This window comes from Mesorhizobium sp. 113-3-9 (genome assembly GCF_016756515.1).
Taxonomy (GTDB): domain Bacteria; phylum Pseudomonadota; class Alphaproteobacteria; order Rhizobiales; family Rhizobiaceae; genus Mesorhizobium.
This window is the reverse complement of record NZ_AP023246.1, coordinates 2,193,127-2,211,831: the sequence shown is the minus strand read 5'-3', so window position 1 is coordinate 2,211,831 and position 18,705 is coordinate 2,193,127. Positions and strand designations below refer to the sequence as shown.

14 protein-coding genes are annotated in these 18,705 nt (G+C 63.4%); 4 read left to right on the top strand and 10 right to left on the bottom strand.

Annotated elements, in window-relative coordinates:
• Positions 1–107: 107 nt before the first annotated feature.
• A complete protein-coding gene (locus MesoLj_RS10685) occupies positions 108–1,661 on the bottom strand; it encodes a cation:proton antiporter (RefSeq protein WP_202325959.1) in 1,554 nt (517 codons plus the stop codon).
• A 123-nt stretch (positions 1,662–1,784) separates the two neighbouring features.
• On the opposite strand from MesoLj_RS10685, the gene MesoLj_RS10680 reads away from it, so the two are divergent.
• The gene (locus tag MesoLj_RS10680) at positions 1,785–2,411 is read left to right on the top strand and encodes a glutathione S-transferase family protein (protein WP_202325958.1); all 627 of its coding nucleotides are present in this window, start codon (positions 1,785–1,787) and stop codon (positions 2,409–2,411) included.
• Positions 2,412–2,431: 20 nt separating this feature from the next.
• On the opposite strand, the gene MesoLj_RS10675 is transcribed toward MesoLj_RS10680, so the two are convergent.
• From MesoLj_RS10675 to MesoLj_RS10635, 9 genes are all read right to left on the bottom strand, one after another.
• A complete protein-coding gene (locus MesoLj_RS10675) occupies positions 2,432–3,496 on the bottom strand; it encodes an ABC transporter ATP-binding protein (RefSeq protein WP_140771910.1) in 1,065 nt (354 codons plus the stop codon).
• A 16-nt stretch (positions 3,497–3,512) separates the two neighbouring features.
• Positions 3,513–4,304: an ABC transporter permease gene (locus tag MesoLj_RS10670; protein ID WP_140771912.1), complete on the bottom strand. Its 792-nt coding sequence runs from the start codon at positions 4,302–4,304 to the stop codon at positions 3,513–3,515.
• Positions 4,301–5,218 (bottom strand): ABC transporter permease, encoded by a 918-nt coding sequence (locus tag MesoLj_RS10665; RefSeq protein ID WP_140771913.1) that lies wholly within the window; start codon positions 5,216–5,218, stop codon positions 4,301–4,303. The genes MesoLj_RS10670 and MesoLj_RS10665 overlap by 4 nt, the downstream gene beginning before the upstream one ends.
• 64 nt (positions 5,219–5,282) lie before the next feature.
• A complete protein-coding gene (locus MesoLj_RS10660) occupies positions 5,283–6,389 on the bottom strand; it encodes an ABC transporter substrate-binding protein (RefSeq protein ID WP_140771915.1) in 1,107 nt (368 codons plus the stop codon).
• A 242-nt stretch (positions 6,390–6,631) separates the two neighbouring features.
• Positions 6,632–7,804 (bottom strand): iron-containing alcohol dehydrogenase, encoded by a 1,173-nt coding sequence (locus MesoLj_RS10655; RefSeq protein WP_202325957.1) that lies wholly within the window; start codon positions 7,802–7,804, stop codon positions 6,632–6,634.
• An 18-nt stretch (positions 7,805–7,822) separates the two neighbouring features.
• Positions 7,823–9,211, bottom strand: coding sequence for an aldehyde dehydrogenase family protein (locus tag MesoLj_RS10650; RefSeq protein ID WP_202325956.1), 1,389 nt, complete (start codon positions 9,209–9,211; stop codon positions 7,823–7,825).
• A gap of 178 nt (positions 9,212–9,389) precedes the next feature.
• Positions 9,390–10,760 (bottom strand): glutamine synthetase family protein, encoded by a 1,371-nt coding sequence (locus MesoLj_RS10645; RefSeq protein ID WP_056577936.1) that lies wholly within the window; start codon positions 10,758–10,760, stop codon positions 9,390–9,392.
• Between the two features lie 87 nt (positions 10,761–10,847).
• Positions 10,848–12,407: an amino acid permease gene (locus tag MesoLj_RS10640; RefSeq protein ID WP_140771919.1), complete on the bottom strand. Its 1,560-nt coding sequence runs from the start codon at positions 12,405–12,407 to the stop codon at positions 10,848–10,850.
• A 21-nt stretch (positions 12,408–12,428) separates the two neighbouring features.
• Positions 12,429–13,247: an N-formylglutamate amidohydrolase gene (locus MesoLj_RS10635; protein ID WP_140771921.1), complete on the bottom strand. Its 819-nt coding sequence runs from the start codon at positions 13,245–13,247 to the stop codon at positions 12,429–12,431.
• Between the two features lie 136 nt (positions 13,248–13,383).
• On the opposite strand from MesoLj_RS10635, the gene MesoLj_RS10630 reads away from it, so the two are divergent.
• The 3 genes from MesoLj_RS10630 (at position 13,384) to MesoLj_RS10620 (ending at position 18,684) form a co-directional block, all read left to right on the top strand.
• Positions 13,384–14,211 (top strand): MurR/RpiR family transcriptional regulator, encoded by an 828-nt coding sequence (locus MesoLj_RS10630; protein WP_135881356.1) that lies wholly within the window; start codon positions 13,384–13,386, stop codon positions 14,209–14,211.
• Positions 14,212–14,395: 184 nt separating this feature from the next.
• On the top strand, positions 14,396–15,556 hold the full coding sequence (locus MesoLj_RS10625; RefSeq protein WP_202325955.1) for an efflux RND transporter periplasmic adaptor subunit: 1,161 nt from the start codon (positions 14,396–14,398) through the stop codon (positions 15,554–15,556).
• Positions 15,553–18,684 (top strand): efflux RND transporter permease subunit, encoded by a 3,132-nt coding sequence (locus MesoLj_RS10620; protein ID WP_202325954.1) that lies wholly within the window; start codon positions 15,553–15,555, stop codon positions 18,682–18,684. The genes MesoLj_RS10625 and MesoLj_RS10620 overlap by 4 nt, the downstream gene beginning before the upstream one ends.
• The last annotated feature ends 21 nt before the right edge of the window (positions 18,685–18,705 follow it).

The following is an 18,705-nucleotide window of genomic DNA, read 5'->3' as shown; positions in this document are numbered from 1 at the left end:
GCGATCATGCACCGATTCCGGATCGCTTCGGTATTCTCCGCGCGCCGGAAAACGCCGCGAGGCTTCTCGTGCCAACGCCGGCGGGTCAGATCCCGCGGGGAACCGTCCTAATCCGTCGTCAGCGGCTGGAACCGGCCCGCCGGTGAGGCCGCCAGTTCCGCCCAGTCGATCTCTTCCTCCAGCCGATGATAGGCCTCGTCGCCGATCGTGCCGTTGCGGCGCAACTCCTCCAGCGTGTCGCGCTGGCGATTGATGGCATAGAGCCGCAACCGGTCGTATTCGGTTGCCGCCTGTGCGTCCTCCGGGTTTTCCGCAATAACACGCTGGGCCTCGTACTGCTCGCGCACGACAGCCGCCGCGGCTGACGTCTTGCGGCTCAACACGTCGAGTGCGGCCTGCATGACGGCGACGCGCGCTTGCGCCACCTCATTGTCGACCGTTCTGTCCGGATCGAAGTTGAGTATCCGCAGCAAGGGCTTCAGCGTCATCCCCTGCAACACCAGCGTGCCCAGGACCACGGCGAAGGCGGCAAGCACGATCGGATCGCGGCCGGGAAAACCGGCCGGCAGGGCAATGGCCACCACCAGCGTCACAAGCCCGCGCATGCCGCACCAGCCGACAAGCACCGCGTCGCGAAACGTCGGCGCGTCCCGCCTCCGGTCTTCGCCGCCGAGGCGGGCGAACCACCGGATGATGGCAACGTAACTCGCCACCCAGACGAGGCGTGCCACGATGACGACAACCAGCACCGTCGCGGCAAAGAGAAAGGCTTCGCCCTGCCCTTCGCCGGAGAGCCGGCCGACGATCGAACGCGCCTGCAGGCCCATCAGCACAAAAGCCAGCACGTTGAGCACGAACACCGCCGACTCCCAGACCGAATAGGTGCTGACGCGGCGTCTCGCCGACATGCGGCGGGGCGCCCGGCGCGCGATGGTGATGGCGTAGACGACGATGGTGATGATGGCGGAAAGACCGAGCCTGTCGGCCAGGATCCAAACGCCGAATGTTCCGGCAAACTGCACCACGGTGCTACTCGCCGCATCCTCGATGCGGGTGAGCGTCAGCAGCGAGAAGCGACCAAGCACATACCCCGCGACCAGACTGCCAATGGTCGACAGCAAGATCGTCGGAATGGCGTTGCTCAACATGATCGAGCCGAGCGCCGCCGAAACGGCCAGCCGGTAGATCAGGAGGGCCGTGGCATCGTTGAGCAGGCTCTCGCCCTGCAGGATGGCGGTGATGCGGTGCGGCACCTTGAATTGCCCCAGTACGGCGGATGCCGCCACCGCGTCCGGCGGCGCGACGATGGCGCCGAGCGCGATCGCCGCCGCTATTGGCAGGCCGGCCATCTTCCAGCCGACGAAGGCAACGACGACAGTGGTGAAGACAACGGCGCCAAGTGCCAGCAGCACCAGCGACAGCCTGTAGCGCTTCAGGTCGCGCAGCGAGGTGTCATAGGCGGCATCGAGAAGCACCGGCGCGATGAACAGCGCAAGCGCCAGCTCCGGATCGATCTCGATCATCGGCGCACCGGGCACGAAGGCGATCGCAACCCCGGCCAAGGCCAGCAGCGACGGATAGGGTATCTCCAGCCGCCGCGACAGCGCTGTCAGCGCGACGGCAGTCAAAAGCAGGACAAGCGTCAGTTCGAAAAGAGCCATGAGCGGTACTTCCGTGAGACGGGATTGCCGGCGCGGATATGCCTGCAGGATGCGGTGGATTGGCCATCAAACTCAAGCCCTCTGGCAGTAGGCGTCAAACCACCTCCCGCTTAAAAGACAGGTATGATCCTCATCGGCCAATATGACTCGCCTTTCGTGCGCCGTGTCGGCATCGCGCTGACCCTGTATGGCATCTCCTTCGAGCACCGTCCGTGGTCGGCCTTCGGGGATGCCGAGAAGATCCGTCCCTACAATCCGCTGACGCGGGTGCCGACCCTGGTGCTGGACAATGGCGAGGTGCTGATCGAAAGCCATTTGATCCTCGACTATCTCGACAGCCTTGTTCCGGCCGATCGCAGGATGTTTCCGGTGAGCGAGCCCATGCGTCATCAGGCGCTGAAAGTGTCAGCCCTGGCCACCGGGCTCGGCGACAAGGCGGTCAGCCTGTTCTACGAGAAGCGGCTGCACGAGAAGATTTCCCATGTCTGGATCGGGCGCTGCCGCATGCAGATAGAGGCGGTGCTCGCCATGCTGGAGGCCGAACGGGCCGAACGTCCGACAGCGTATTGGTTCGGCGACCATATCGGTCATGCCGATATCGCGGTCGCGGCGGTGCTGCGTTTTATCGGCGAGGCGCATCCGGGCCTGGTGTCGCTGGCCGATTTCCCGGCCCTCGGCGCACACGCCAAGCGTATGGAAGCCTTGGCCGTCTTTCAGGAGATATCGCAGCCGTTCATCGCGCCGGCTTGAGGTCAGCGCTCAACGGCATCTCAATGAAGGACCAGCATATCCCCCGACGAGAACGAAATCTCGGCCTTCTCGCCGACAGCGGGCGGCGGGGTGGCGGAGTTGTTAAAGGTGTCGAGCGACACCGTGTTGCCGCCGATGCCGACGCGAACGCGGATCACCGAGCCGAGGAAGTGCACTTCGGAAATCTCTCCGGTCAAGCTGGAGTCTCGGCCGGGCTGGCGGCCGAGCGAGATCGCTTCCGGCCGCAGCGCCAGCGACAGCGTGTCGCCCGACTTCGAGCCGTTGAGCTTGCCCTTGAGAGAGACTTCCTGCGTGTTGACCTGCACCTTGCCGGACGCGGCATCGGTGACCTTGCCCTCGAGCACGTTCAGCGTGCCGACGAAATTCGCCACGAACTTGGTTGCCGGCCGGTTGTAGATCTCGAATGGGGTGGCGACCTGCTCGGCCTTGCCGCCATACATGACGGCGATGCGGTCGGAGATCGACAGCGCCTCTTCCTGGTCATGGGTGACGAAGATGGTGGTGATGCCGAGCTTCTTCTGGATGGAGCGTATTTCCTCGCGCAGCGACACGCGCACCTTGGCGTCCAGCGCCGACAGCGGCTCGTCGAGCAGCAGCAGCTTCGGTTTCGGCGCGATCGCGCGCGCCAGCGCGATGCGCTGCTGCTGGCCGCCTGAGAGCTGGTAGGGATAGCGGTCGGCCATCTGCGGCAGCTTGATCATGTCGAGCATCTCGGCGACGCGCTTGTCGGCATCTGCCTTCGACATGCCGGCGACCTTCAGTCCGAAAGCGATGTTCTGTGCCACGGTCAGGTTCGGGAACAGCGCGTAGGCCTGGAACACCATGCCGACATTGCGCTGGTTGGGCTTCAGCCGCGTAATGTCCTTGCCGGCAACGACGATCTTGCCGGCCGACGGCTCCTCGAAGCCGGCGACCATGCGCAGCACCGTCGTCTTGCCGCAGCCGGACGGTCCGAGGAACGAGACGAATTCGCCCGGCTCGACGTCGAGGCTGAAATCCTGGACCACGGTGTTGGAACCGTAGGACTTTCGCACATGCTGGATGGACAGAAATGGCTCGGCCATGGCTTTTTCTCTCAGGTCAGTTCGGTCGGTTCGCCGATTTCGGCGCGAAGCGGGACAGGATCTGGATGAGCGACATGCAGCCCCAGGTAATGGCGAAAGCGATGATGGCAAGGGCGGCCGGCTCATAAGCACGGTTGGCGCCGATATTCTGCAGGTAAGGACCAAAGGCCGGGCGGTTGAGCAGGCTCGCCATGGTGAACTCGCCAATGACGATGGCAAAGGTGAGGAAGGCGCCCGACAGCACGGCAATCAGGACATTGGGCAGGATGACACGGCCAATGATCGTGCCCCAGCCGGCACCCAGGATTTGAGCCGCTTCCGTCAACGTGCGCACATCGATGGTGCGAAGGCCGGTGTCGACGGCACGATACATGTAAGGCAGCGACAGCGTTGCATAACCGATGACCAGCAGGGCGTTCGCACCCATATTGCTTCCCAGGAACGGCAGCGGCGAATTCGAACCGTACATCCTGATATAGCCGAAAACGATGACGATGGCCGGAATGACCAGCGGCAGCAAGGTGATGAATTCGACGATCGGCCTGAGCTGCGGCAGACGCAGCCTTATCCAATAGGCAGCCGGCACCACGATCAGCACGCCGAGTATGATGGTGAAGATGGCCGCGATCACCGAATACAGGAAGGTCGACTGGAAGCGCGCGTCGCCGAGCACGATCCGATAGGCGTCGAAGGAATGAACGCCGCGGCGCATGCGCAACGAGAACTCGACCGTCGCCATCAGCGGTATGAAGAAATAAGCCGCGCCGACAACGAAGATGACCCAGGCCCAGAACTTACCCGACTTCATTTCAGCCACCTTTCGGAGCGAGTCCGGAACCAGATGTAGAAGACGTTGGCCAAGCCCGTGATGACGATCATGCCGAAGGCGATGGCGTAGCCAAGCTGCGGATTGTGCAGCACGTCACCATTGATCTGCGAATAGAGCTTGATGGGAACGATGTTGAGCGCCGGGCCGGCAAACGCGTAAGCCGTGGCGATGGCGCCGAACGCATTGGCGAACAAGAGGATGACGGTGCCGAGAAAACTCGGCCATATCACCGGGATGACCACCATGCGCCAATACTGCGACTGCGTGGCGCCAAGCGTGGCCGCCGCCTCGCCCCATTCCTTCTTCAATCCGTCGATGGCCGGCACGATGATGACCACCATCAGCGGGATCTGGAAGAACAGATAGACCGCGATCAGGCCCGATGTGGTGAGGAAATTGAAGCCCATCGCATAGATGTTGATATTGAGGACGTCACGCAAAAGCGTGGTGACGATGCCGACGCGGCCAAGCGTTGCCAGGAACGCGAACGCCAGCGGCAAGCCTGCGAAATTCGACGCGACGCCCGAAAAAGTCAGTGTCGCGGAGCGCGTCCAGCTTGGCAGCCCGCCACGCACGATCGCGATGGCTATTGCGAGGCCGGCAAAGGCGCCGATGATGGCCGACCAGAAACTGATCTTGATCGAAACCCAATAGGAGGCGCTGATCGACGGGTCGGTGACCAGCTGCAGGATGTTGTCCAGGGTGAACGAGCCGTCACCGCGTTGAAACGCGCCCAGCACGAGATAAAGCGTGGGCAGGATCAGGAACATCAGGGCAAAGATGAAGAACGGCGCCACGCCGATCCATTGCGTCGGCAGGCGGAAGGCGGTCGCCTCGTTCGGCGGCGCGGGTTTGGTGGCAAGTGCCTGATTTGAAAGCGTAAGATCGGTCATGCGCCGGCTACCGTCTTCGAGGGAAAGCCGGGCGGCCTCGCGGCCGCCCGGTGGATTTCAAGTCTTACTTGACGTTGGCGCCGACAACGGCGTCCCAGTTCTTGCTGATCGCTTCCTTGGCCTTGCCCTGCTCGTCGAGCGTCGGGAACGCGGCCGAGGCATAGGATTCCGCCGGCGGCAGCTTGGCCAGCACGTCCGCGGGGATCTTGCCGTTCTTGGCGAGATCGTTGAAGCGGATCGGGTGGCAATAGCCCTTCAGCCAGCCGATCTGGCCTTCGTCGGAATAGAGGTATTCCATCCAAAGCTTGGCTGCGTTCGGATGCGGCGCAAAGGCGCTGATCGCCTGCACGTAGACACCGGCGACCACGCCGGTCTTCGGCACGATGACGTCGACGGGCGGGTTGCCCTTCAGCGTATCGCGGCCGGCGAGCGCATTGTAGTCCCAGTTGATCAGGATCGGGGTCTGGCCCTGGGCGAGCGTTGCCGGCTTGCCGACGACCGGAACGAAATTGCCGGCGGCGTTGAGCTTCTTGAAGAAGTCGAGGCCAGCGGTGCCGGCGGCTTCACCAGCAGCCGCGCCACCGGAAAGGCCAGCAGCGTAGACGGCCTGGATGGCCTGGTTGGAAGCGCGCGGATCACCGGCAAGCGCCACCGAATTGGCGAATTCCGGCTTCAGGAGATCGGCCCAGTCCTTGGGCGATTCCTTGACCAGGTCCTTGTTCACCATGAACGAGAGAACGCCGTAATAGTCACCGTACCAGGCGCCATCTGCATCCTTGGCGCTGTCCGGGATCGAGTCCCAGGTCGACACCTTGTAAGGCAGCAGCAGGCCATCGGCCTTGGCGGTCGGGCCGAAGGACAGGCCAACGTCGATGACGTCGGGTGCCTGCGGGCCCTTGTTGTCCTTGTTGGCCTTGATTGCCTCGACCTCGTCGCCGGAGCCGGCATCGGGGTTGAGCTCGTTGATGGTGATTTCCGGATACTTCGCCTTGAAGCCGGCGATGACGTCGCCGTAGCCGCACCAGTCGTGCGGCAGCGCGATGGTGGTGAGCTGGCCCTCGGCCTTAGCGGCCTTGACGAGATCGTCCAGCGAAGCCGCGGACGAAATCACCGACGACACCATGAGGGTCGCGGCCGAAAGGGAAAGCACCTTCCCCGTGAATTTGAACATGTGTTCTCTCCGTTGAACTGACGCTGTTGAACGCCTGCGATGCGGTATCGTTTTCATGTGACAGCCAGATGAAAGCTTTGTGAAACCCTTGGCCGGCAGCAGAAAAAGTTAACTCTTTTTAACCGACTGTAGCAATTAGCCGTCACTTATTTTTCCGGCTAATCACCTTGTGCCTTGCATTTCATCCTTCCCCCTTGGTTTGCCCTGATTTTCCAGATCAATTTTCTGGCAGTCACACGCCGTCAGATCGTGCCGGCGATAGCGTTTTCCAGCAGCGTCAGCGCCGCCTTCTTTGTCAGCTTGACCGGGTTGCCGCCGGCCGTCGGATCGACCACCGCCATGTCCGCGATCAGCGCCTTGCGCTTCTTGTCCATGTCGAGGCCCTTGATCAGGCCCGGCAGCGCGTGCGGCACCTTCAACTCCTTGCGCAGCTTGATGATGGCCTTGGCAAAGCCATCGAAGCCTCCCTTGATGCCGCAATAGGCGGCGAGCCGGGCAATACGCTCCTCGATGGAGTCGCGATTGAAGGCCAGCACATAGGGCATGAACACGGCATTGGTCATGCCGTGATGGGTATCGTAGAGCGCGCCGACCGGATGCGACAGCGAGTGGATGGCGCCCAGCCCCTTCTGGAAGGCGGTGGCGCCCATGGCGGCCGCACTCATCATATGGGCGCGCGCGACGAGGTCCTTGCCGTTGGCGAAGGCCTTCGGCAGGTTCTCGAACACCAGGCGAATGCCTTCCACAGCGATGCCGTCGGCCATCGGATGGTAGCCCGGCGCACAATAGGCTTCGAGGCAGTGGGCAAGCGCATCCATGCCGGTGCCGGCGGTGATGAAGCCAGGCATGCCAACCGACAGCTCCGGATCGGCGATCACGATCGCCGGCAGCAGCTTCGGATGGAAGATGACCTTCTTGGTGTGCGTCTCCTCATTGGTGATGACACCGGCGCGGCCGACTTCCGATCCGGTACCAGCCGTGGTCGGCACCGCGATGATCGGAGCGATGGTGTCGGAGTTGGCGCGCGTCCACCAGTCGCCGACATCCTCGAAATCCCATACCGGCTGCGTCTGGCCCGCCTGGAAGGCGATCAGCTTGCCGAGATCGAGCGCCGAGCCGCCGCCGAAGGCGATGACGCCGTCATGCTTGCCCTTCTTGAACACGGCAATGCCGGCGGTGAGGTTGGACTCGACGGGGTTCGGCCTCACCTCCGAGAACACGCCGTAGGGCACCTTGGCATCGTCGAGAATCTTCAGCGTCGAGGCGACGACCGGCAGTTTCGCCAGGCCCGGATCGGTGACGAAGAGCGGCCGCTTGATGCCGGTAGCCGCCAACACCTCAGGCAATTCCTTGATGCGCCCGGCGCCGAAGCGGACGGTGGTGGGGTAGTTCCATTTGGAGATCAGCTTGGACATTGCTTGTCTTTCGAAAAATCAGATGGCTTCGCGCAGGTGGAAGGATTTCGGCCGGGTCAGATTGTCGTAGCCGATGGCTGACAGTGCCGCACCCTTGCCGGTGTCCTTGACGCCGGTCCAGACCAGGGCCGGATCGAGATAGTCGCAGCGGTTCATGAACACAGTGCCGGTCTCGACCCGGTTGCCGATCGCCACCGCATGCTCGGTATCCCTGGTCCAGATCGAGGCCGTCAGCCCATAGGGGCTGTCGTTCATCAGCGCGATCGCCTCCTCGTCGTTGCGCACCTTCATGATGCCGACGATCGGGCCAAAGCTTTCCTCGCGCATGACGCTCATCTGATGGTCGACTTGCGTCAGCACCTCCGGCGCCAGATAGGGCGAGCCCGCCCTGTCGTTAGTCACCTTCATGTTGATGTGCGCCTTGGCGCCCTTGCGCAGCGCTTCGGCTTTCTGCTCACGGATCAGGTCGGCGAAACGCGCCTGCGCCATCGGCCCCATTGTCGTCGTCTGCTCCAGCGGATTGCCGACGACATAGTTCTTCGTCTCGGCGATGAAGCCCTCGACGAACTCGTCATAGACCTTCTCGTGCACATAGACGCGCTCGATGCCGCAGCAGCACTGGCCGGAATTGTAGAAGGCGCCGTCGACCAGATTGGCGACAGCGTGATCCATCTTGGCGTCGGGCAGCACATAGGCCGGATCCTTGCCGCCAAGCTCAAGGCCGAGCGTCATGAAGGTGCCCGCCGCCGCCTTTTCGATGGCACGGCCGCCGCCGACCGAACCGGTGAAGTTGACATGGTCGATCTTGCCCGAACCAAGCAGCTTTTCGGTCTGGACGTGATTAAGCACGATATTCTGGAACACACCCTTGGGCAGGCCGGCCTTCTCGAAGGCTTGGCTGAAGCGCTCGCCGACCAGCAGCGTCTGCGCCGCATGCTTGAGGATGACGGCGTTGCCGGCCATCAGCGCCGGCACGATCGTGTTGACGGCGGTCAGATAGGGATAGTTCCAGGGCGCGATCACCATGACCACGCCGAGCGGATCCTTCTTCACGTAGCGGCGGAAGCCGTCCTTCGGGTTGGATGCCGGCACGGATTTCAGCGCCGCCTCAGCGATCTCGACCATGTAATTGGTGCGTTCCTTGACGCCGCCGAACTCGCCGCCATAGCGCACCGGACGCCCCATCTGCCAGGCGATCTCGGGCACGATCTCATCGGTCATCGCCACCAGCGCTTCGAGCATCGCAAGCATGTACTTGCCGCGCTCGACGATCGGCGTCTCGGCCCATTTCTCCTGCGCCGCCTTGGCGCGCTCGACAGCGGCATTGATCGCCTGGTCCGTTGCCACGGGCCGCTCGGCATAGATCGAGCCGTCTATGGGGGTAATGAGTTTGACCGTTTCGGTCATTTTCTAAGTCCTCGCACTTTTACAACAATCGAAAATCACATGGCTTGGCGCTACCCCCATCCGCCTGCCGGCACCTTCTCCCGCAGTGGCGAGGAAGGGAAGCGCTCCAACGCTGGCGCACTCTTTCCCATTCTCACTGGGAAAGAGTGAGGGGCAGCGCCGGGCGTTGGCTGCTACCCTAGTACCGCTCGAACCCTCTGTGCAGTTCCCAATCCGTAATGCGGCGGTCGTATTCGAACTGCTCCCACTTGGCGGTATGGACATAGTGCTCGAGCACGTCTTCGCCGAGCGCCTGCTTCAGCATCTTCGACTTGGCCAGCGTCTCGGTGGCGTCGCGCAGCGTCTTCGGGATCTCCGGCAAGCGAGATGCCTGATAGGCATCGCCGACGAAAGGCTTCTGCAACTCCAGCTTCTCATCGATGCCGGCAAGGCCGGCGGCGATCAGCGCCGCGAAGGCGAGGTAGGGGTTCAGGTCGGCGCCGCCGATACGGCATTCCATGCGGATGCCCTTGGTGCCCTCGCCGCACAGGCGGAAGCCGGCGGTGCGGTTGTCCTCGCTCCACATGATCTTGGTCGGCGCGAAGGTGCCGGCCTGGAAGCGCTTGTAGGAGTTGATGTAGGGCGCCAGGAACCAGGTGAATTCCTTGGCATATTTCAGTTGCCCGGCCGCCCATTGCTGGCCGAGCGTCGACAGCGTCCAGTCGGCCTTCTTGTCGAAGAACAGCGGCGTCTTGCCGTCGGCGCTCCACAGCGAATTGTGGATGTGGCTGGAATTGCCGGCGAGCCCGTAATTGTACTTGGACATGAACGAGATCGCCTTGCCTTCGGACTCGGCGATCTCCTTGGCGCCGTTCTTCAGGATGACGTGCCGGTCGGCCATGTCGAGCGCTTCGGCGTAGCGCACATTGATCTCTTCCTGGCCCGGGCCCCATTCGCCCTTGGAGTTTTCGATCGGGATACCGGCCGCTTCCATCTCGTTGCGAAGCCGGCGCATGACGCCTTCTTCCTTGGTGGTGATGCCGATCTGGTAGTCACCGATATAGGGCGAAGCGGTATCGAGGCCCTGCCAGTGCTTCTTGCGAGCGGAATCATAGGTCTCGTTGAACAGATAGAATTCGAGCTCGGAAGCGAAGTAGCCGATATAGCCGCGCTCCTGCAGCCGCTTGACCTGCTTCTTCAGGATCGCGCGCGGCGAATGCGGCAGGTCGTCATGGGTGTGGTGGTCAAGCACGTCACAGATCACCAGCGCGGTCTTTTCCAGCCACGGAATGCGCCGCAGCGTGGCAAGGTCCGGCTTCATGACGAAATCGCCATAGCCCTTCGACCAGCTCGCCGCCTTGTAGCCGGGCACCGGCTCCATATCGATGTCGGCGGCCAGGAGATAGTTGCAGCCATGCGTTTCGTCATGCGCGGAATCGACGAAGTACTGCGCCAGGAACCGTTTTCCCGCCAGCCGCCCCTGCATGTCGACGATGCAGGCCAGCACCGTGTCGATCTCGCCGCTGGAGACCGCTTTCTTCAACTGATCGAACGAGAAATTTCCGGCCATTCCTTTGGCGCTCCAATGCTTGGTCGTTGAAAGGGATAAACGAAACCATGGCCGGCACGATGCCGGCCATGGCCTTGATGGTCGAGATCAGTGACCGCCGGTTTCGCCGACCGCCTGCTCCGCCGCCTTGATCGCTGCCTGGCGCGCCGCGATAATGTCGCCGAGCGGCGGCCCCTGGAAGCGGTTGCGTTCGAAGGCGAACCACACGATCGCCGTCAGAATGAAGAAGCCGACGGTGATGTAGAGCGCCCAGTCGTTCGGCGGCTGGATGCCGATGATGAAGATCAGGATCATCGATACGATCGACAGGAAGGCGAACAGCATGAACACGCCGCGCCCCATGTTCCACGGCCCCATCTTGTCCCACTTCGGCGTGCCCCAGGCCAGCATGCCGAGCACGATCGGCACGGTGAAGGACAGGAACAGGAAGATGACGGTGCAGGACACGACGATGGTGTAGGCCGAGGTGCCGGCGACTGAAACCAGCGTCGAGCCCCAGACGAACAGCACCGACAGGATCGATGCCGTCCAGATCGCCGCCACCGGCGTGCGGTAGGTCGGGCTGACCTTGGCGAGTGTCGCCGAGCCGGGCAGGCCGCCGTCACGCGAGAAGGCGAAGATCATGCGCGACGCCGAAGTGACGGTGGCGAGACCGCACAGAAGCTGCGCGATGAACACGACGAGATAGACGAACTCCTTGAGGCCGGAGGGAACGCGTTGGTCGAAGGCCCAGAAGAACACGTTCCAGCCCTGCTTGGCGGCATCGTCCATGTTTGGGATCATCAGCACGAAAGCGGCGAGGAACAGATAGCCGAAGAGGGCCGACCAGACGACCGACATAACCATGGCGCGCGGCACGGAAGAGGCCGCCTTGATGGTTTCTTCCGATGTATGCGCCGAAGCATCATACCCGGTGATCGTGTAGATCGGCAGCAACAGGCCGAGCGCGAACACCCAGGCATTCGACACCGACGGCCAGACACCGCCGCCTGCATCACCGGAGTAGTTGTGGAAGGTGAAGAGACGGCTGACATCCCAATGCTCGGCGAAAATCAGGCAGACCACCGCGATCAGAATCGCGCCGAAGAAAATCAGATAACCGGAGAAGTCGGTCAGCTTCGCCGTCAGCTTGATGCCGAGATGGTTGATCAGCGCCTGGAGGCCGGTGATGACGACCAGGAAGATCATCTGGTTGGTCAGCGAGCCGTCAATTCCCAGCGCCGGCCCGAAAGCGCCGATGAAGAACGTCCAGGTGCCGACATTGATGGCGCCGAGGACGGTGATCAGGCCCAGCAGGTTAAGCCAGGCCGTGACCCAGCCGGTGCCGCGATTGCCGAGGATCGAACCCCAGTGATAGAGCCCGCCGGCGGTCGGATAGGCCGAGCTGATCTGCGACATGGCGACCGCGAAGGTCAGCGACACGAAGCAGCCGACCAGCCAGCCGATGCCGATGCCGATGCCGCCGGCACCAGAGGTGCCTTGCGCCAGCGAATTGATACCGCCCGACAGGATGCAGATGATCGAGAAGGAAACCGCGAAATTCGAAAAGCGGCTGAGCCGCCGCTCCAGTTCCTGGGCATAGCCCATGCTGTGGAGGTGCTTTACGTCCTCCGCCTTGTCAACGTCTGTATAACCCGGTGCTGCCATTGGAAGTCCCCTGTTTGTTTTTCAGCTGGCCGATTGGACTGACTTTCTGACTGAATGCGATCTGGGCCGCGTGGCCTCCTCTGGTTCCAGATCCGAAAAAATGCCCGTGAGCAGATCCGCCCATTTCCGCTGCCCGGTCTCGCCGGAGATTTCATCGTTGCGGATTTCGATCATCGCGCAGGGCAGCCCGCGCGAGCGCGCATGCCGTTCCAGCGTGAAATAGACGCGGTCGGCTGGCGAATAGGGTTCGTTGACGCCGACGGTAATGCCGGCAAGCCGCCCGAGCGCCGATATCAGCGGCGAGGCCAGCCGGCGGTCCTCATCGTGGATGATGCCGATATGCCAGGGCCGGTTGCGGCCCTTGTAGACGGGCGTGAAGGAATGCACGGAAACCAGCCGGGTCTCCTGGCCGCGCGCCAGCCGTTCCTCGACGATGCGCTCGATGGCGCCGTGAAACGGCTGCCATGACAGGGCGACCCGCGCCGCGCGCTGCTTGTCGGTCAGGCCGGCATTGCCGGGAATGACCGTCGTTTCGCTGACGGGCGGCACCAGGTCCGGCGCATCGAGCGGCCGGTTGCAGTCGATGACGAGGCGCGAGATTCTGGTTTCGACCAGCGTCGCATCCAGCGCCTGCGCCATGCGCAGCGCAACCGGCAGCGCGCCGGGATCCCAGGCGATGTGGCGGGACAGGTCCTCGGCGGCAAGGCCGAGCGTACCGAATTCGGCGGGCAGGAAATTGGAAGCGTGATCGCAGGTCAGCACGAAGGGGCTTGATCCGCCAGGGTTGGTCACCCCCACGGTATCAGACGATGCAAGGCTGGCGGGCCGTGCTTTCTCCATAGTCTGCCGTCCCCGGGGAGCGCTGTATCGTATGTTACGTATTTTGCCTCATTGCGTCCCTGTGGATGATTTCATACAGTTTGCCCGGCTTTGTCAAATGCGATCTCGTGGGCAGGGCCAGCGGGTGGGGGAAAACATGATTTCCAGCATTGCCGAACTGATCGCCGACCGCATCGGCGCGATGCCGGCCGGCGAACGGCGCGCGGCCCAGACGCTGATTGCGAGCTATCCGATGATCGGCCTGAAGACGGTCGCCGAATTCTCGGCCGCGGCCGGTGTCTCCTCGCCGACGATCCTGCGCTTCGTGGCCCGGCTCGGCTTCCAGAACTATCCGGAATTCCAGTCGACCCTGCAGGACGAACTGGCGGCGCAATTGCAATCGCCGGCGATACGAACCCTCAACCCGCCCTCGCCCGGCGGCGGCACGGTCTCGCCGATGCTGGAAGCGACGCTCGACAATATGCGCGAGACCTTCCGCCACCTCTCCGACAGGCAGCTTGCCGATATCGCGGCGCGGCTCGCCGATCGGCGTGGCAAGACATTTCTGATCGGCGGCCGCTTCACCGACCCGCTGGCGCGTTACATGGCCGCCCATCTTGCCGTTATCCAGCCCGATGTCTTTCACCTCGCCGGCCAGGAGAGCATGTGGCGCGACCGGCTGATCGACATGGGCAAGCGCGACGTACTGGTGATCTTCGACATCAGGCGCTACCAGGACAGTCTCGTCCGCTTCGCCGAGAAGGCCCACCAGCGCGGCGTCCAGATCGTGTTGTTCACCGATCAGTGGCTGTCGCCGATCGCCCGGTTTGCCCGCCATGTCATCGCCGGACGAACCGCCGTGCCGTCGGCATGGGATTCTTCGGCGGCACTTTTCGTCGTCGCCGAAACGTTGATCGGCGCCGTCACAAGACAGCTCGAAGCCGACGGTGCCCGTCGCATCCGCGAGATGGAAGGCCTGCGTTAGGCATCCGCTCCAACCGGGCGTCGCGGATTTCACGTTACCGAGATTTAATGTGCACGATTGCGTGATAATTGCCATAAACCGGTGATATCGGGTGTGGCGTGGCCGGTGTTCGCTGCCAGCCCGTATCGTCGCTGCATCCGCTTCCACCTGGAACCGGCAGACGATTTTTGCCGCTGGAGTATCGATGCCGAGCTGGAAACAGATTGTCCTTGCGTTTGTGATCGTGGTCGCCGCCGCGGCCGCGTGGGCGCGCTTCTACCCCGGCGCCCCGCAAGTGCTGGCGCGCTGGGGCATCGACTGGGCCTATGGCGCGACACCTCCAACGAAGGAAACGGCGGCAGGTGGCTCGCGGCAGACGGGGGGCAACCGTGCCCAGATTGCCACCATCGTTGCATCGCCGGCCGCCTCGGCTGTTATCAACGATCGCCTGCAGGCGATCGGCACCGGCCGCGCCAACGCTTCGGTGACCGTCAATCCCTACAGTTCCGGCCGCCTTGCCGAACTGCTGGTCGAGTCCGGCAGCCATGTCGACAAGAGACAGATCATCGCGACGCTCGATTCCGAGACCGAGGTCATCGCCCAGAACCGGGCGAAACTCGCTTTGCAGGATGCGCAATCCAAGCTCGATCGCGTCAAATCGCTGCGCGCCTCGAATGCCGCCACCCCGGTGGCGGTGGCCGACGCCGAGGTGACCTTGTCGAATGCCAAGCTGGCGCTCCAGGACGCCGAGCTTGCGCTGCAGCGCCGCTCCATCCTGGCACCGATCGCCGGCACCGTCGGCATCCTGCCGATATCGGCCGGCAACTATGTGACCAACCAGTCGGCGATCGCCACCCTCGACGACCGCTCCTCGATCCTGGTGGATTTCCAGGTGCCCGAGCGCTTCGCCGCCGCCGTCAAGGTCGGCGCTCAATTGACCGCGACGCCGATCGCCAATCCCAGCAACGCCTATACCGGCACGGTTTCGGCCATCGACAACCACATCGACGAGAAGAGCCGCACGCTGCTGGTCAAGGCCAAGATAGCCAATCCCGCCGATTCGCTGCGCGCCGGCATGTCGTTCTCCATCACCATGAAATTCCCCGGTGAGACCTATCCGGCCGTTAGCCCGCTGGCGATCCTGTGGGGGTCGGACGGCGCCTATGTCTGGCAGATCGAGGACGGCAAGGCCAAACGCGTGCCGGTGCGCATCATCCAGCGCAACACCGAGACCGTTCTGATCGACGCGGAGATCGACAGCGGCGACATGGTGGTCACCGAAGGCACCCAGAGCGTCAGCGAAGGCGGTGAGGTCCGCATCGCCGGCCAGGAACAGCGCGCCGCCAACACCGCCGAAGGCTCATGACCGCACCCGCCAACGCCGCCAGCGATACCGGCTTCACCGCCCTGTTCATTCGCAGGCCGGTCATGGCCTTCGTGCTCAACGTGCTTATCGCGGTTGCCGGTCTCGCGGCCTTTTACGGCGTCGAGATCCGTGAATTGCCCGATGTCGATCGCGCGGTGGTCACCGTTTCGACCACTTTCGAGGGTGCGGCCGCCGAGACCGTCGACCGCGAACTGACCGACACGATCGAGGGCGCCGTCGCCCGTGTCTCCGGCGTCAAGTCGATCTCTTCTTCCTCCTCCTTCGGCTCGAGCCGTGTCACCATCGAGTTCAACGATGGTGTCGACCTCAATGTCGCCGCCTCCGACGTGCGCGATGCCGTTGGCCGCGTCGCCAACCAGATGCCGGACACGGCCGATCCGCCCCGCATCGTCAAGGCCGATGCCAATTCCGATGCAGTGATGCGCCTGGCGGTGACCTCGGACAACATGTCGATCCAGGACATGACCGTGGTGGTCCAGGACCAGATCGAGGATGAACTGGCCGCCGTGCCTGGCGTCGCCGACGTCCAGGTCTATGGCGACCGCGACAAGATCTTCCGCATCGACGTCGACCAGAACAAGCTCGCCAGCCTCGGCTTCACCGTGGCCGATCTCAGGGCAGCCCTTGCCTCGGTTGCTTTCGATTCGCCCGCCGGTTCGATCACCACGACCAACCAGGACCTGATCGTCCGCACCACCGCCGACGTGACCACGCCCGAGGAATTCGAAAACATCATCATCGGCGGCACGACGCGCATCCGCGATGTCGCCACTGTCACGCTCGGCCCCGATGTCGGCCAGACCACGCTGCGTTCCGATGGCAAGACCGGCATCGGTATCGGCATCATCCGCCAGGCGGAATCGAACACGCTTGATATTTCGACCGGCGTCCAGGCCGCCGTCGCCAAGCTGCAGGAGAACCTGCCCAAGGGCATGGCGATCAAGATCACCAGCGACGACGCCGTCTTCGTCAAGGGCGCAGTGCACGAGGTCGAGATCGCGCTTGGCCTGTCGGTCACCATGGTGCTGATCGTCATCTACGTCTTCCTGCTCGACTGGCGCGCGACGCTGATCCCGGGCCTGTCGATGCCGGTCGCCATGATCGGCACCATCGCCGCAATCTATCTGGCCGGCTTCTCGGTCAACATCCTGACGCTGCTCGCCCTGGTGCTGGCCACGGGCCTTGTCGTCGACGATGCCATCGTCGTTCTGGAAAATATCGTGCGACGGCGCAACGAAGGCATGGGACCACGCGCCGCCGCCGTGCTCGGCGCCCAGGAGGTGTTCTTCGCCGTCGTCGCCACGACGTTGACGCTGGTTGCCGTCTTCGTGCCGATCTCGTTCCTGCCGGGCCAGACGGGCGGCCTGTTCCGCGAATTCGGCTTCGTGCTTGCCATGTCGGTGCTCCTGTCCTGCGTGGTGGCGCTGACGCTTTGCCCGATGCTCGCCTCGCGCATGCTGACAAACGCATCGCTCCACCATGAAGGCGGCCAGGGCATCGGCGCCCGTATCGGCGGTGCGCTGAATGCCGCCTACAGGCGCGCGCTGCACGCCTGCCTCGACGCGCCCTGGATCGTGGTTCTGGTCGCTGTGCTGTTTGCCGGCACCGCCTTCACTTTGTTCGGCACCATCCGCCAGGAACTGACACCGACCGAGGACCGCGCGGCGGTGCTGTTGCGCATCAATGCCCCTCAAGGCGTCAGCCTCGACTATACGACGCAGCAGATGCAGAAGATCGAGAAGCTGATCCAGCCGATGCGCGATTCCGGCGAGATCCGCTCAACCTTCGAGAATGCCGGCCAGAACGGCTCCTACAATTCCGGCTTCATGGTGATGACGCTCGCCCCTTGGAACGAGCGCAGCCGCAGCCAGCAGGAGATCATGGCCGAGATCAGCCAGCTGACCAAGCAGGTGCCGAGCGTGCGCATCTTCCCGGTGCAGCCCAACAGCCTTGGCATCCGCGGCGCCGGCAACGGCCTGCAGTTCGCGCTGGTCGGCAACGACCGCAAGGCGCTTGGCGACGCGGCGGTCAAGATCATCGCCGAGATGCAGAAGGACTCGCGCTTCCAGACGCCGCGCCTGTCGATCGATCCGACGCAACCGCAGCTGGCCGTCGCCATCGACCGCGAGCGCGCCTCCGATCTCGGCATCGACATTACGGGGCTCGCCAACACGATGCAGGCCATGCTCGACGGCAATGATGTCGTCGATGTCTACATCGCCGACCGCAGCTATGGCGTGAAGCTGGTCTCCACCACCAACCCGATCAACGATCCGACCGATCTGGAAAACGTCTTCCTCAAGACGGGCGACGGCCGCTTCGTGCCGATGTCGACCATCGCCAAGCTGACCGAACGCGCCGTGCCGCCGTCTCTGTCGCGCGAGCAGCAGCAGCCATCGGTGGCCATCACCTCCAACCTCTCGGGCAATTTCGCGCTTGGCGACGCGCTGACCCGCGCCGAGGAGATCGCCACGCCGCTGCTGCCGCCGGGCAGCCGTATCCTGCCGCTGGCCGAGGCCGCGACGCTGGGCGAGACCAACAGCGCCATGGTCACCATCTTCGGCTTCGCGCTGGTCATCATCCTTCTGGTGCTGGCAGCGCAGTTCGAAAGCTTCGTCAGCGCCGTCATCATCATGGCGACCGTGCCGCTCGGCCTCGCCTGTGCGATCTTTGCCTTGCTCTTGTCCGGCACCAGCCTCAACGCCTACAGCCAGATCGGCCTGGTGCTGCTGGTCGGCGTCATGGCCAAGAATGGCATCCTGATCGTCGAATTCGCCAACCAGCTGCGCGACCGTGGGCTCGGCGTGCGCGAAGCGATCGAGCAGGCTTCGACCATTCGCTTGCGGCCGGTGATGATGACGATGATCTGCACCATACTTGGCGGCGTGCCGCTGGTGCTGGCCGCCGGCGCCGGTGCCGAGGCGCGCGTGGCGCTCGGCTGGGTGATCGTCGGCGGGCTGGGGCTGGCCACCATCTCGACGCTGTTCCTGACGCCCGTCGCCTACCTGCTGCTTGGCCGCTTCGTCACCCCGAAGACCCATGAGGAGGCACGCCTCAAGCGTGAGCTCGAGGAAGCCGCCTACACCAATATGGAGCCGGCGGAGTAGGCAAAATCCGGGAAGCGGATG